This is a genomic window from Pseudonocardia sp. (genome assembly GCF_025465255.1).
Taxonomy (GTDB): domain Bacteria; phylum Actinomycetota; class Actinomycetes; order Mycobacteriales; family Pseudonocardiaceae; genus Pseudonocardia.
Genome location: NZ_JAODNI010000014.1, coordinates 13,565 through 25,971 on the forward strand (window position 1 = coordinate 13,565; position 12,407 = coordinate 25,971).

Annotated in this window: 14 protein-coding genes; 7 read left to right on the top strand and 7 right to left on the bottom strand. The window is 73.0% G+C overall.

Annotated features, from left to right (window positions below; translation table 11 throughout):
• Positions 1–54 precede the first annotated feature (54 nt).
• Entirely contained in the window at positions 55–1,032 is a 978-nt protein-coding gene (locus JWP64_RS01330; RefSeq protein WP_297491222.1) for an aldo/keto reductase, read from the bottom strand.
• Positions 1,033–1,048: 16 nt separating this feature from the next.
• Entirely contained in the window at positions 1,049–2,128 is a 1,080-nt protein-coding gene (locus JWP64_RS01335) for an alpha/beta fold hydrolase (protein ID WP_297491224.1), read from the bottom strand.
• Positions 2,129–2,212: 84 nt separating this feature from the next.
• Between JWP64_RS01335 and JWP64_RS01340 the strand changes: the two genes are divergently transcribed.
• Genes JWP64_RS01340 through JWP64_RS01350 form a run of 3 tightly spaced genes read left to right on the top strand, consistent with a single transcriptional unit; the run spans position 2,213 to position 5,040 of the window.
• Positions 2,213–3,355 (top strand): acyl-CoA dehydrogenase family protein, encoded by a 1,143-nt coding sequence (locus JWP64_RS01340; RefSeq protein ID WP_297491227.1) that lies wholly within the window; start codon positions 2,213–2,215, stop codon positions 3,353–3,355.
• A 45-nt stretch (positions 3,356–3,400) separates the two neighbouring features.
• Positions 3,401–4,039, top strand: coding sequence for a DUF47 family protein (locus tag JWP64_RS01345; RefSeq protein ID WP_297491229.1), 639 nt, complete (start codon positions 3,401–3,403; stop codon positions 4,037–4,039).
• On the top strand, positions 4,039–5,040 hold the full coding sequence (locus JWP64_RS01350) for an inorganic phosphate transporter (RefSeq protein WP_297491230.1): 1,002 nt from the start codon (positions 4,039–4,041) through the stop codon (positions 5,038–5,040). The genes JWP64_RS01345 and JWP64_RS01350 overlap by 1 nt, the downstream gene beginning before the upstream one ends.
• Positions 5,041–5,043: 3 nt before the next feature.
• Here JWP64_RS01350 and JWP64_RS01355 read toward each other — a convergent pair whose 3' ends face one another.
• The 5 genes from JWP64_RS01355 to JWP64_RS01375 all read right to left on the bottom strand — a co-directional run bounded on the left by JWP64_RS01355 (position 5,044) and on the right by JWP64_RS01375 (position 9,411).
• The gene (locus tag JWP64_RS01355) at positions 5,044–5,394 is read right to left on the bottom strand and encodes a hypothetical protein (protein ID WP_297491232.1); all 351 of its coding nucleotides are present in this window, start codon (positions 5,392–5,394) and stop codon (positions 5,044–5,046) included.
• 134 nt (positions 5,395–5,528) lie between these two features.
• Positions 5,529–6,380, bottom strand: coding sequence for a PPK2 family polyphosphate kinase (locus tag JWP64_RS01360; protein WP_297491235.1), 852 nt, complete (start codon positions 6,378–6,380; stop codon positions 5,529–5,531).
• A 48-nt stretch (positions 6,381–6,428) separates the two neighbouring features.
• Positions 6,429–7,277, bottom strand: a complete 849-nt coding sequence (locus tag JWP64_RS01365; RefSeq protein WP_297491237.1) for an ABC transporter ATP-binding protein — start codon at positions 7,275–7,277, stop codon at positions 6,429–6,431.
• Positions 7,274–8,365, bottom strand: coding sequence for an iron chelate uptake ABC transporter family permease subunit (locus JWP64_RS01370; RefSeq protein WP_297491240.1), 1,092 nt, complete (start codon positions 8,363–8,365; stop codon positions 7,274–7,276). Before JWP64_RS01370 ends, JWP64_RS01365 begins: the two co-directional genes overlap by 4 nt.
• On the bottom strand, positions 8,362–9,411 hold the full coding sequence (locus tag JWP64_RS01375; RefSeq protein ID WP_297491317.1) for an iron chelate uptake ABC transporter family permease subunit: 1,050 nt from the start codon (positions 9,409–9,411) through the stop codon (positions 8,362–8,364). The genes JWP64_RS01370 and JWP64_RS01375 overlap by 4 nt, the downstream gene beginning before the upstream one ends.
• 141 nt (positions 9,412–9,552) lie before the next feature.
• On the opposite strand from JWP64_RS01375, the gene JWP64_RS01380 reads away from it, so the two are divergent.
• The 4 genes from JWP64_RS01380 to JWP64_RS01395 all read left to right on the top strand — a co-directional run bounded on the left by JWP64_RS01380 (position 9,553) and on the right by JWP64_RS01395 (position 12,406).
• Entirely contained in the window at positions 9,553–10,398 is an 846-nt protein-coding gene (locus JWP64_RS01380; protein ID WP_297491241.1) for a (2Fe-2S)-binding protein, read from the top strand.
• Between the two features lie 269 nt (positions 10,399–10,667).
• Positions 10,668–11,384, top strand: coding sequence for a pyrimidine reductase family protein (locus JWP64_RS01385; RefSeq protein ID WP_297491243.1), 717 nt, complete (start codon positions 10,668–10,670; stop codon positions 11,382–11,384).
• A 123-nt stretch (positions 11,385–11,507) separates the two neighbouring features.
• Positions 11,508–12,011 carry an Asp23/Gls24 family envelope stress response protein gene (locus tag JWP64_RS01390; protein WP_297491245.1) on the top strand — a complete coding sequence of 168 codons (504 nt, stop codon included), beginning with the start codon at positions 11,508–11,510 and terminating at the stop codon, positions 12,009–12,011.
• A gap of 44 nt (positions 12,012–12,055) precedes the next feature.
• The gene (locus JWP64_RS01395) at positions 12,056–12,406 is read left to right on the top strand and encodes a hypothetical protein (protein WP_297491246.1); all 351 of its coding nucleotides are present in this window, start codon (positions 12,056–12,058) and stop codon (positions 12,404–12,406) included.
• Position 12,407: the final 1 nt, after the last annotated feature.

Sequence of the window (12,407 nt, forward strand, 5' to 3'; positions counted from 1 at the left end):
GCGTACGTCACTCCGTTGCGTCACGAAAAGCGCCTTACCCGGCATTCCGGGCACTCAGGACCGCCGGCGGGCCGCTACCAGCTTGGGGATGGCCGGGAAGCCGGTGACCGGTTGGAACGCCTCCGCGGCGGCCGTCAGGGCGGTCACCTCGTCGTCCGTCAGCCGGATGTCCCCCGCCGCGGCGTTGCTCTCCAGCTGCGCGACGCTCGACGCCCCGGGGATCGCGACGACGTTCGGGAAGCTCACCGTCCAGGCCAGCGCGATCTGCGACGGCGACGCGTCGTGCGCCGAGCCGATGTCCCGCAGGGTGTCCAACATGGGCCTGGCCGCGTCCAGGTTCTCCGGCAGGAACATCGCGTTGGTGGTGCGGACGCCGTTGGTCGGGCGGTGGTCCGCGTCGTAGCGCCCGGACAGCAGGCCCTGGCCGAGCGGGCTGTAGGCGATCACGACGTGGCCGGTCCGCTGCGCCCACGGCAGCATCTCCGCCATCGGCGCGCGGGAGACCATCGAGAACTGCACCTGGTTGGACAGCAGCCGCGAGCCGAGCTTGACCTCGGCCGACTTCCAGCGCTTCAAGGAGTAGTTGGAGACGCCGACCTCCCGGATCAGGCCGACGTCGCGGAGCGCCCGCATGCCGCGCATCGTCGTGCCGTCGGAGACCAGCGGGTTGGGCTGGTGCACCTGGTAGAGGTCGATGGTCCGCACCCCGAGCCGCTGGGCGCTGGCGATCGCCCGCTGCTGCACCACCGCCGCCGTCGGCAGGACCGGGAAGATCTTCGTCGCGACAACGAGCCCGTCCGTCCCGCCGGTCTCCTTCAGGGCCTTGCCGAGGATTCGCTCGCTGCGCCCGAAGCCGTAGATCTCGGCGGTGTCGAACACGGTGACGCCCAGCTCGCGGGCCCGGGCCACGATCCGGCCCGCCTCCGCCTCGAAGTCGTCCCCGTAGCCCCACTCCCGGGACCCGAACTGCCAGGTGCCGAGGCCGATGACGGAGTAGGGGGACGCGGTGCCGAGGTCCTCGAGATGACGCATGGCCCCAGTGTGCCCATCAATGCGAGTCCAGGAACGCGTCCAGCGCGGGCCAGGTCGTCGTGCGGGCCTTCCGGCCGGTCAGGACCCCGAGATGGCCGCCCGGGGCGGTCTCGAACCGGACCTCGGGAGAACCGCTGAGGAGCTCGACGGTCCGGTGCACCGCCTTCAGCGGCGCGATCACGTCGTTCCGCCCCGCGACGACCAGGGCCGGGACGTCGACCGCCGAGAGCTTCACCGTGCGGCCTGCGAGGTCGAGGCTGCCGGCGGCGAGGTCGTTGCTGCGCAGCAGCAGGTGGTACAGCTGCCCGAACACCCGACCCGGGTAACCGTGCATGTTGTTCATCATGTGGTCGACGGCCTCGATCTGGGCGAGGGTGTCCCGGTCGTCCAGGCGGGAGAGCACGACCAGCGGTTTCGTGAACAGCCGGTCGACCGTGGCCAGGTGGAACGCCCAGCTCACGATCGGGGCGGGGAAGCTGCCGGCGGCCTGGTAGAGCGCCGAGACGAGCCGCCCCCCGGCCACCTCGGCGAGCGGGCGCAGCGGCGCCACCAGCGGGACCGCCGCGATGTCGACGGGGCTGCCGATCGTCGTCACCGACCGGACGGGCAGCGGTTCCCCCGCCTCGCTCGCCGCCGCCAGCGCGAGCATCGCGAAGATCCCGCCGAGCGACCACGCGACGACGTGGACCGGCTCTCCCACCTCGTCGGAGACCCGGCGGAGCGTCCGGGGCACCACGCCGTCGACCCAGTGCTCGAGGCCCAGGCCGCGCTCGGCGAAGGAGATGGGACCGTAGTCCACGAGGTACACCCGGCGCCCGCCGAGCAGCAGGTGCTCCACGAGGGAGCAGCCGCGGCGCAGGTCGTAGGCGAAGTCCGGAGCCCCCAGCGGCGGGATCAGGACCACCGGCGGGCCGCGCTCGCCCGCGCCGGGGACCGGGTCGTAGCGGTACAGGACCCCGCCCGGCTCCCGCGCGATCTCGGTGCGCGGCATCCGGCGCAGGTCCGCGACCCCGCCCGCGACGGTGGAGTCCCACACGTTCGCGGCGACCGTGGGGACGCCGCCGAGGACGCGGCCGATCAGAGCTCGGCGCTGCATCGGTGCAGCGTAGCGGCCTGCTCAGGCCACGGCTGGCCCGCGAGTCCCGATCGAAGTTACTCACGGGTATGTGACACTGCGGCCATGCAGCGCGACATCTTCGATGCCGATCACGACGCGTTTCGTGACCTGGCCCGGACCTTCACCGCCAAGGAGATCGTCCCGTTCCACGACCAGTGGGAGGAGGACGGCCAGGTCGACCGTGAGGTCTGGCGCGCGGCCGGGAAGGCGGGCCTCCTGGGGATGGACGTCCCCGAGGAGTTCGGCGGGGGCGGCAGCACGGACTTCCGCTACAACGCGATCCTCACCGAGGAGCTGGTCGCCGCGGGCGCCAGCGGCATCGGCTTCCCGCTGCAGAACGACGTCGTCGCGCCCTACCTCCTGCGGCTCGCGAACGACGAGCAGAAGAAGCGCTGGCTGCCGGGCTTCTGCTCCGGGGACATCGTCACCGCCATCGCGATGACGGAGCCCGGCACCGGCTCGGACCTGCAGGGCATCCAGACCAACGCCCGCCTCGAGGGCGACGAGTGGATCCTCAACGGCGCCAAGACCTTCATCACCAACGGCATCCTCGCGGACCTGGTCGTCGTCGTCGCCCGGACCGACCCGGAGGCGGGCGCACGCGGGTTCAGCCTGCTCGTCGTCGAGCGCGGGATGCCCGGGTTCGAGCGCGGGCGCCGGCTGAAGAAGGTCGGGATGAAGGCGCAGGACACGGCGGAGCTCAGCTTCACCGACGTCCGGGTCCCGGCCGCCAACGTCCTCGGTGACATCGGCCAGGGCTTCATCTACCTGATGCAGAACCTCGCCCAGGAACGGCTCTCGATCGCCGTGGCGTCCGTGGCCGGCGCCGAGGCGGCCCTGCGGCACACCCTGGAGTACACGAAGGAGCGCACGGCGTTCGGCCGCAGCGTGGCGAAGTTCCAGAACACCCGCTTCGAGCTGGCCGAGATGGACACCGAGATCACGATCGCCCGGGTGTTCGTCGACCGCTGCCTCACCGAGCACGTCGCCGGGGAGCTCTCCGTACCGGACGCCGCCAAGGCCAAGTGGTGGACGTCGGACCTGCTCAAGCGGGTCGTCGACCGCTGCGTGCAGCTGCACGGCGGCTACGGCTACATGCTCGAGTACCCGATCGCCAAGGCCTTCGTGGACTCGCGCGTGCAGGCGATCTACGGCGGCACCAACGAGATCATGAAGGAGATCATCGGCCGGTCGCTCATCGGATGACGCCCGCTGCGCGCGGCGGAACGGTGAACGGGTAGAAACTCCCGCATGGCCTTCAGGTTGACGCCGCACGAACGTGGCTTCTACCCGCTCTTCACCCGCGCCGCCGAGAACATCGTCGTCGCCGCGGACGAGCTGGCGAAGCTCGTCGCCGCCGAACCGGAGGCGCGCGTCGAGCTCGCGCGCCGGATCAAGGACGCCGAGAACGCGGGTGACGACGTCACCCACGAGATCATGGTGAAGCTGAACTCGGTGTTCGTGACGCCCTTCGACCGGGAGGACATCTACCGTCTCGCCTCTTCCCTCGACGACGTCATCGACGCGATCGAGGAGGCCGCGGACCGGATCGTGCTCTACCGGCTCGGGGCCCTCCCGCCGGGCATGGCCACCCAGGTCGACGTGCTGCAGCGCGCCGCCGCGGCCACGGCCGAGGCGATGCCCAAGCTGGAGAAGGTGGACCAGCTGCACGAGTACACGATCCACGTCAACTCCCTGGAGGACGAGGGGGACCGGGCCTACCACCAGGTCCTCTCCGCCCTGCTCTCCCCCGAGCAGCCGATCACCGACCCGTCGGCGGTGCTCGAGGTGATCAAGCTCAAGGAGGTCGTGGACACCCTCGAGGACGCGGCGGACGCGTTCGAGACGGTGGCCAATACGGTCGAGAGCATCGCCGTCAAGGAAGCGTGATGAGTGGAGAGCTCATCGCCGTCCTGGTGGTGATCGTCGTCGCCGTCGGGTTCGACTACACCAACGGCTTCCACGACGCCGCGAACGCGATCGCCACCTCCGTTTCCACCCGGGCGCTGTCCCCCAAGGCCGCGCTGCTGATGGCGGCGGTGATGAACCTGTTCGGCGCGTTCCTCGGGACGTCGGTCGCGTCGACGGTCGGCAGCGGGATCATCCAGGCCCCACAGGGCCTCTCCGGCCTGATCGTGGTGCTCTGCGCGCTGATCGGGGCGATCATCTGGAACCTGATCACCTGGTACTTCGGGCTGCCCTCCTCCTCGTCGCACGCGCTCATCGGCGGCCTGGTCGGCGCGGCGCTGGCCTCGGCCAACACCGTGAAGTGGGGCGGGGTGCTGGAGAAGGTGATCATCCCGATGCTGGTCTCCCCCGTCGTCGGCTTCCTGCTGGCGGGCATCGTGATGATCGCGCTGCTCTGGATCTTCAAGGACAGCCGGCCGACGAAGGTCAACCGCGGCTTCCGGACCGCGCAGACGGTCTCCGCCGCCGCGATGGCGCTGGGCCACGGCCTGCAGGACGCCCAGAAGACGATGGGCGTGATCGTGCTGGCGCTCGTCGTGGGCGGTTTCCACCAGGGCACCGACGTGCCGTGGTGGGTCATCCTGATCTCCGCCGGCGCCCTGTCCGCGGGCACCTACTCGGGCGGCTGGCGGATCATGCGGACGCTGGGCCGGCGGATCATCGACCTGGACCCGCCGCGCGGGTTCGCGGCCGAGGCGACGGCGTCGTCCATCCTGTACACGACGGCGTTCGTCTTCGCGGCGCCGATCTCCACGACCCAGACGATCACCTCCGCGATCCTCGGCGTGGGGGCCACCAAGCGGCTCTCGGCGGTGCGCTGGGGCGTCGCGGGGAACATCGCCGTCGCCTGGGTACTGACGCTGCCGGCCGCCGGGCTCTGCGCCGCCGTCTCGTTCTGGATCCTGCACCCGCTCCTGACGTAGGGCCTACCTCCCGGCGCACGCCGCGTCGGCGGCGTCGAGGGCCGCGATGGTCCGGGTCGGGTCCAGGGCGACCTTGCTCGTCGCGACGTCCCCGCCGGGCGGGAGCTTCGCGTGTCCCTGCCGGTCCAGGTCGTCGATGGCGGCCCCGACCTCCTGCAGCGCCGCGGTGAGCGAGGGGTCCGTCGAACCGGGTGTCCCGTAGCCGGACCGGCTGCCCACCAGGATGATCGCGACCCCCGCCGGCAGCACGGGGCCCTTCTCGATCTCGGCGACGACCCGGCGGACCAGGGCGCCGGACTCGGCGTGCCGGGCGCAGGCGACCCTGTCGGGATCGGCGTCGGCCGGGCCGGCCACGGTCGTGGGCGGCAGCGGGGCGACCGGAGCGGATTCACCGCTCGAGCACCCCGCGAGAACGACTACGAGCGCAGCACCGGACAGGAGGACCGCGACCCGACGGGGGAGGCGCCGCGGCTCGCGGGCGTGGGAGATCACGACCCAGGGTTCGTGAGCCGGAGCAGTCGGGTTCGTTCCGTCGCCACGTCGTAGTCCGGGGGCGGGGAGACGGGCGCCATCTCGTCCAGGGTCTCGGCGAGGATCGCCGCGACCGCCCAGTTGCGGTACCACTTGCGGTCCGACGGCACGACGTACCAGGGGGCGACGTCGGAGTCGCACAGTTCCAGGGCCGCGGCGTACGCCTCCTGGTACGCCGGCCACTTCGCGCGGGCGTCGAGGTCCCCCGGGTTGTACTTCCAGCGCTTCTGCGGGTCCTCCAGGCGGGCCAGCAGCCGCTCGGCCTGCTCCTCCGGCGAGATGTGCAGCATGCACTTCACGATCCTGACGCCCGTGGCCGCCAGCTCGGCCTCGAACTCGCGGATCTCGGCGTAGCGGGCCTGCCACACGTCCTCGGGGACCAGCCCGTCCACCCGCACGACCAGCACGTCCTCGTAGTGGGAGCGGTCGAAGACGCCGATCCGGCCGGGTTCGGGGACCTGCTTGCGGATCCGCCAGAGGAAGTGGTGGCGGCGCTCCTCCGGCGTCGGCTTCTTGAACGACGCGATGCGCACACCCTGCGGGTTCATCAGGCCGACGACGTGGCTGATCACGCCGCCCTTGCCGGAGGTGTCCATGCCCTGCAGCACGAGCAGCAGGGAGCGCGTCCCGCCGCCGACGCCCTCGGCGAAGAGGGTCTCCTGCCGCGTGTCGAGCCGGCTGCCCAGCTCGGCCATGGCCTTCGCCGCGGCGGCCTTGTCCTTCGGCCCGATCGGTCGACCGCGGGGGTCGATCGCCGCGAGGTCGACCGGGCCCTGCGGAACCCGAAACCGGTCACGCACGCTCGCCATGCGCGAACCCTACCGACCGTGGATCATAGGCGCCCCGGCTCCGCGCGTTCAGGCGGTGGTGCGGGTGCCGATCGGGACGACGAGCGGGGTTCCGGCCACCGGGTCCGGGATGACCCGGGCGTCGAGCCCGAAGACCTCGGAGAGCAGCGGCTCGGTGAGGACGTCGCCGGGTTCCCCGGCCTTGACGATCCGCCCGTCCTTCATCGCCACGAGCCGGTCGGAGTAGCGCGCGGCGAGGTTCAGGTCGTGCAGGACCATGACGACGGTGCGGCCCGCCTCGTCGTGCAGCCGGCGCACCAGCTCCAGCACCTCGACCTGGTGGGCGAGGTCGAGGAACGTCGTCGGCTCGTCCAGCAGCAGCACGTCCGTGCCCTGCGCCAGCGCCATCGAGATCCAGGCGCGCTGCCGCTGTCCGCCGGACAGCTCGTCCAGGGGGCGCTCGGCGAGGTCCGCGATCCCCGTCCACTCCAGGGCCTCGGCGACGGCGTCCTCGTCGTCGGACGACCACTGGCGGTACCAGGTCTGGTGCGGGTGCCGGCCGCGGGCGACGAGGTCCCCGACGGTCAGCCCCTCGGGGGCGCTCGGGGCCTGGGGCAGGATGCCCAGGATCGTGGCGACCTCCTTGGTGGGCATCCGGTCGATGCGCCTGCCATCGAGCAGGACGTGCCCCTTCGACGGCGCCAGCAGCCGGCCGAGCGCGCGCAGCATCGTGGACTTCCCGCAGCCGTTGGGCCCGATCACCGCCGTGATCGTCCCGTGCAGGACCTCGAGGTCGAGATGGTCCACGACCACGCGGTCGCCGTAGCCCAGGCGGAGGCCCTCGGCCCGGAGCCGGGCCGTGCCGGCGAGCGGGTGGGGCGCGGTGTCCACGTCGGGGGCGGTGGTGGAGCTGGTCATGCGCGTGCCTCCCGGCCTTGGCGAACGAGCAGGTAGAGCAGGTACGGGGCACCGAGGACGGCGGTGACGATGCCGACCGGGAGCTCCACCCCACCGAACGCGGTCCGCGCCACGACGTCCGCGACGACGGTCAGCGCGGCGCCGATCACCAGCGACGCGCCGAGCGGCGGCCGGGCCGAGCGGACCAGCCGTTGCGCGATCTGCGGCGAGACCAGCGCGACGAACGCGATCGGCCCGGCGGACGCCGTCGCGATCCCGGCCAGCCCGACGGCCACGAGCAGCAGCCCGGTCCGGGTCAGGTCGACCCGGATGCCCAGGCCGCGGGCGGTGTCGTCGCCGAACTGGAGGCCGCCGAGCACGAAGCCGAGGATCAGCGCCGCGGGCACCAGGATCGCCAGCGCGACGCCGACCGGGAGCACGTGCTCCCAGCCCCGCGCGTTGAGGCTGCCGTTGAGCCACACCTGCGCGCGGGCCGCCTCGTAGATCTGGGCGACGATCAGCAGCCAGTTGACCAGCGCGACGAGCGCGGCGTTGATCCCGATGCCGACCAGCACCAGCCGGAAGCCCTGCACGCCCTTGCGCCAGGCCAGGCCGAAGATCAGGGCCGCCGAGACGAGGCCGCCGAGCAGGGCGGCGATCGGCAGCCCGGTGGTCGCGAGCAGCCCCACGACCGAGCCCGCGGACCCGCCGAGCACGATCACCGCCACGGCCGCGGCGCTCGCGCCCCAGGTGATGCCGATGATGTCCGGGCTGGCCAACGGGTTGCGCGCAATCGCCTGCGTGATCGCGCCCGAGACCGCCAGGGCCGCCCCGACCAGCGCCCCGGTGAGCGAGCGGGGCAGCCGCAGCTCCAGCACGATGAACCGCTGGCCGGGATCGCCGCCGCCGGCCAGGACCGCGAGGACCTCGGGGATGCTGATCGGGAACTCGCCGCGGCCGATGTTCACGGCCATCGCGAGGACGAGCACGACCAGCCCGACGGCGATCACCAGCGCGGTGCGGGGGCGCCACACGGCGGAGAACCCGGCGGCGCGGAAGGGCACGCGGCCCGGGACCCGGGGCGGGTCGCGGCGGACCGCCGTGCTCACACCGCCACCATCTTCCGGAGGCGGACCAGGGCGATGAAGAACGGCGCCCCGACCAGCGCGAGGACGATGCCCACCTGCAGCTCGCCGGGTCTCGCGACGACCCGGCCGAGGACGTCCGCGGCCAGCAGCAGCACCGCGCCGAGCAGCCCGGACGCGGGCAGCAGCCAGCGGTGGTCCGGGCCGGTGAACGCGCGGACGACATGCGGCACCACCAGCCCGACGAACGCGATCGGCCCGCAGGCGGCGGTCGCGCCGCCGGCCAGCAGGGTGATCGCGACGATGCCGAGCACCCGGGTGCGGCGCACGGAGAGCCCGAGCGAGCGCGCCACGTCGTCCCCCAGGGACAGGGCGTTGAGCCCCGGGGCGCTCGCGAGGCCGAGGACCGCGCCCACCGCGAGGAACCCGACGACCTGGCCGGCGATCGACCCGTCCCGCCCGGCGAGCGAACCGACGTTCCAGAAGCGGTAGGCGTCGAGGGTGTCCGTGTCGATCAGGACGACCGCCGACACCAGCGCGTTGAGGAGGAACGTCAGCGCCGCGCCCGCGAGGGCCAGCGTCACCGGCGTCGAGCCGCCCCGACCCATCGAGCCCAGGGTGAACACCACGACGCTCGCGACGAGGGCGCCCGCGAAGGCGAACCAGACGTAGCCGAGGAGGCTGGTCACGCCGAACAGGTAGATGCCCAGGACCACGAAGAACGCCGACCCCGCGTTCACCCCGAGCAGGCCGGGGTCCGCGAGCGGGTTGCGGGTGTGGCCCTGGATCAGCGCACCCGCCAGGCCCAGGGCGATTCCGACGAGGACGCCGAGGACCGTCCGCGGGATCCGCAGCGCGCGGACGACGATGTCGTCCTCGGTGCCGGTGGGGGCGAACAGCGCGCTCCACACCTGCGGGAACGGGATGATCTTGGTCCCGAGAGCGACGCTGGCGAAGCAGGCCGCCACCAGCAGGACGAGCAGCACGAGCAGGCCGACGAGCCGGCGGCGGCGCAGCGGGCTCCGCCGGACGGGCCTCGCCCGGGGCTGCCCCGGGGGCGTCGCCGCGATGGTCGTCACTCCGGAACCTCCTCTGGCTCTCCCGCCCGACGCCCTGACGGCGCCGTGCAACCCACCCTAAGTGAGGTAAGCCTCCAACTAAAGAAGGACACCCTGCTCGGCTGAGATGAAGTGAGGGTAGCCTTACCCGCGATGAGCGTCGCCCAGGTCTCCCCCACCCCGTTGACGCGCACCGCCGCGGTCGTGATGCAGCGTCCGGCCGGCGTCCCCGTCGGGATGCACAGCACCTCGGGGCCGGGCTGGACGGTGTGCGCCGACGTCGACGTGCCGGCCTGGGAGTCGGCCACCTTCGAGGCGCTGCCCGGCTGGTACGGCACGGCCCACCCGGCGACCGCGAGCGCGTACGTCCTGCACTGGTACGCCGGGGTCGTCGGGACCGTGGGCGCGGCCTTCTTCCGGCACGCCCGCCGGGTCCCGCGGCTCGATCCGTCCTCGCTCGCGTTCCACCGCGAGCCCGGCAACCCGATCCCGGACGCCTACGCCCTGCTCGACGAGCGGTTCCGGTGCCTGCCCGACGACCCGGAGGCCGCACATCCGCTCGCGACCGTCGTCCCGGACGTCGACGCGCTGGCAGCGACGCTGCGCGCCGAGGTCCGCGCGCACGCGGACGCCTTCCTGGCCGGCTACCGCCCGGCCTCGCCGCTCCCCCGGCGCGCGCTGCTCGGCGCCTTCTTCGATGGGCTGGACACCGGCCTGTGGCGCGCGGCGGACGGGACGACCCGCCCCACGGACCCCGCGACGGCGATCCTCGAGGGAGGGCAGGTGCTGCCGGGCGGCGCCGTGGAGTTCGCGGAGCGGAGCGCGCTGCGCAGGATCGTCGACGGGCACGACCGGGAGTGGCTCACCCGCCGCCGGCTCTCCTGCTGCTTCTACTACCGGGTGTGCCCGGAGGGCCCGGCGGACCCCGAGGCGTCGTGCTCGACCTGCCCGCGGACGTCGGACGAGGAGCGCCTGCGCCGCTACACGGCACTGCCCTGACCCGTCGGCCCCGCGCCGACGGGCCCGGCCGTCCGATCCGCCCGCCGCACCCTTGCCCTGCGCACACCCACGCACCGCGGCGCGGGGATCGGGCGTGAGAGGAACATGAGCGCTGCTCAGAAGTGATGCGGCAGCGCTCATTTCCCTCTCACATGCGTTGCAGGCAATCGGTTGCGTGGGTGTGCGCAGAGCAAAGGTCCGACGACAGGACCCCGGCGCGCCTGCGGCACGGGCGCACTCGCAGGGCCCGGCCGTGCTGGGATGGCCTCGTGCGGAACCTGACCGACGGCACCCCCGTCGATGCCTGCGCCCTCCCCGGCCTCTACGCCTATCCCGCCGAGCTCGCGCGGCCCTGGGTGCGGGTCAACTTCGTGTCGAGCCTCGACGGCGCGGTGTCCGTCGACGGGCTGTCCGGTGGCCTGGGCTCCCCCGCGGACAAGCGGGTGTTCGGGACGTTGCGGCGGCTCGCCGACGTCATCCTCGTGGGGGCGGGGACGGTCCGGGCGGAGAACTATCGCGGGGCCCGCAAGCCGGGGTTCGGCCGGGACGCACCGCCGCCGATCGCCGTCGTCACCGGCTCCGCGGACCTCGACCCCGCGAGTCCGCTGTTCACCGACACCGCCGTCGCGCCGATCGTCCTCACCACCGCGGCCGCCGACCCCGGGCGCCGGGCGGCGATCACGGCGGCGGGCGGGGACGTCGCGGTGCTCGACGACCTGACCCCGCCCACCCTGCTCGCCGAGCTGGACCGGCGCGGGCTGCGGAAGGTCCTCTGCGAGGGCGGTCCCGGCCTGCACGGCGACCTGATCGCCGCGGACGCCGTCGACGAGCTGTGTCTCACCGCCGCTCCCCTGCTGGTCGGCGGCGGCGCGGGCCGGATCTCCCACGGGCCGGGCGGGCCGCCGCGCGCCATGCGGCCCGTCGCCCTTCTCGAGGACGACGGCGTGCTCCTGCTCCGCTATGTCCGCGCCCGTGACCAGGAGTAGGGGCACCGGTGACCCTCCGATCGGGTGACTTGGCGTGAGCCGGGTGCGGGTAGGAACGTCAGACGTGGGAAAGGCCGGGTCACCGACCGGGCCGGACACGCCCAGGACGACGAGGAGCGCAGCATGAGCAGCACCACCGGCACCGCAGCAGCCGCGACCACGACCACCGCGACACCGACCGGAGCGGCGGGCTCGCCCAGCCGGCTGGCGGAGGACACCGCCCAGGGCCGCACCACGATCGCCGCCTCCGTCGTCCAGAAGATCGCCGGTATCGCGGCGCGCGAGATCTCCGGCGTGCACTCGATGGGCGGCGGCATCTCCCGCACCTTCGGCGCCCTCCGCGAGCGCATCCCCGGCGGCGGCACCGGCGCGTCGAACGTCGCGGGCGTGCAGGTCGAGGTCGGCGAGAAGCAGGCGGCCGTGGACCTGGACATCGTCGTCGAGTACGGCGCGTCGATCGTCGAGCTGGCCCGCGCCGTGCGCCGTAACGTGATCAGCGCCGTCGAGCGGATGACCGGCCTCGAGGTCATCGAGGTCAACATCGCGGTCAACGACATCCACCTGCCGAACGAGGACAACGGCGGCGAGGAGCTCCCGGCCGTGGCCGTCCCGTCCCGCGTCGAGTGACGGGACCCGGCCAACGAGGAGCCGGCCCGGAAGGAGTCAGCACGGTGTCCGCATCCCTCCCCACTGCCCCGCCCGACCCGGCCGAGCTGGCCCGGCAGGTGGCGGCCGTGGTCGCCGCCAACCCGGCGGTCGCGCGCCTCGACGGCGGCGTGTTCGGTGCGGTCGCCACCTACCTGCCCGGCAGGCGCCTCGTCGGCGTCCGGATCGGGCAGGGCGACGAGCCGGTCGAGGTGGCGGTCGTGCTCTACGCCGACCACCCGTTCCCGGAGATCGTGCGCGGCATCCGCCGTGACGTCGCGACGCTGTGCGGCGGGGCGGCGGTCGACATCACCGTCTCCGACGTCGTCCTGCGCGGCGACACCGGTCCCGGCGCCGTCGTCGAGATCGGACCCTGAC

Coding starts and splice junctions, on each gene's coding strand:
- JWP64_RS01365 (WP_297491237.1), bottom strand. CDS start 7,277: ATGACCAGCTCCACCACCGCCCCCGACGTGGACACCGCGCCCCACCCG.
- JWP64_RS01330 (WP_297491222.1), bottom strand. CDS start 1,032: ATGCGTCATCTCGAGGACCTCGGCACCGCGTCCCCCTACTCCGTCATC.
- JWP64_RS01345 (WP_297491229.1), top strand. CDS start 3,401: ATGGCCTTCAGGTTGACGCCGCACGAACGTGGCTTCTACCCGCTCTTC.
- JWP64_RS01335 (WP_297491224.1), bottom strand. CDS start 2,128: ATGCAGCGCCGAGCTCTGATCGGCCGCGTCCTCGGCGGCGTCCCCACG.
- JWP64_RS01390 (WP_297491245.1), top strand. CDS start 11,508: ATGAGCAGCACCACCGGCACCGCAGCAGCCGCGACCACGACCACCGCG.
- JWP64_RS01350 (WP_297491230.1), top strand. CDS start 4,039: ATGAGTGGAGAGCTCATCGCCGTCCTGGTGGTGATCGTCGTCGCCGTC.
- JWP64_RS01340 (WP_297491227.1), top strand. CDS start 2,213: ATGCAGCGCGACATCTTCGATGCCGATCACGACGCGTTTCGTGACCTG.
- JWP64_RS01360 (WP_297491235.1), bottom strand. CDS start 6,380: ATGGCGAGCGTGCGTGACCGGTTTCGGGTTCCGCAGGGCCCGGTCGAC.
- JWP64_RS01380 (WP_297491241.1), top strand. CDS start 9,553: ATGAGCGTCGCCCAGGTCTCCCCCACCCCGTTGACGCGCACCGCCGCG.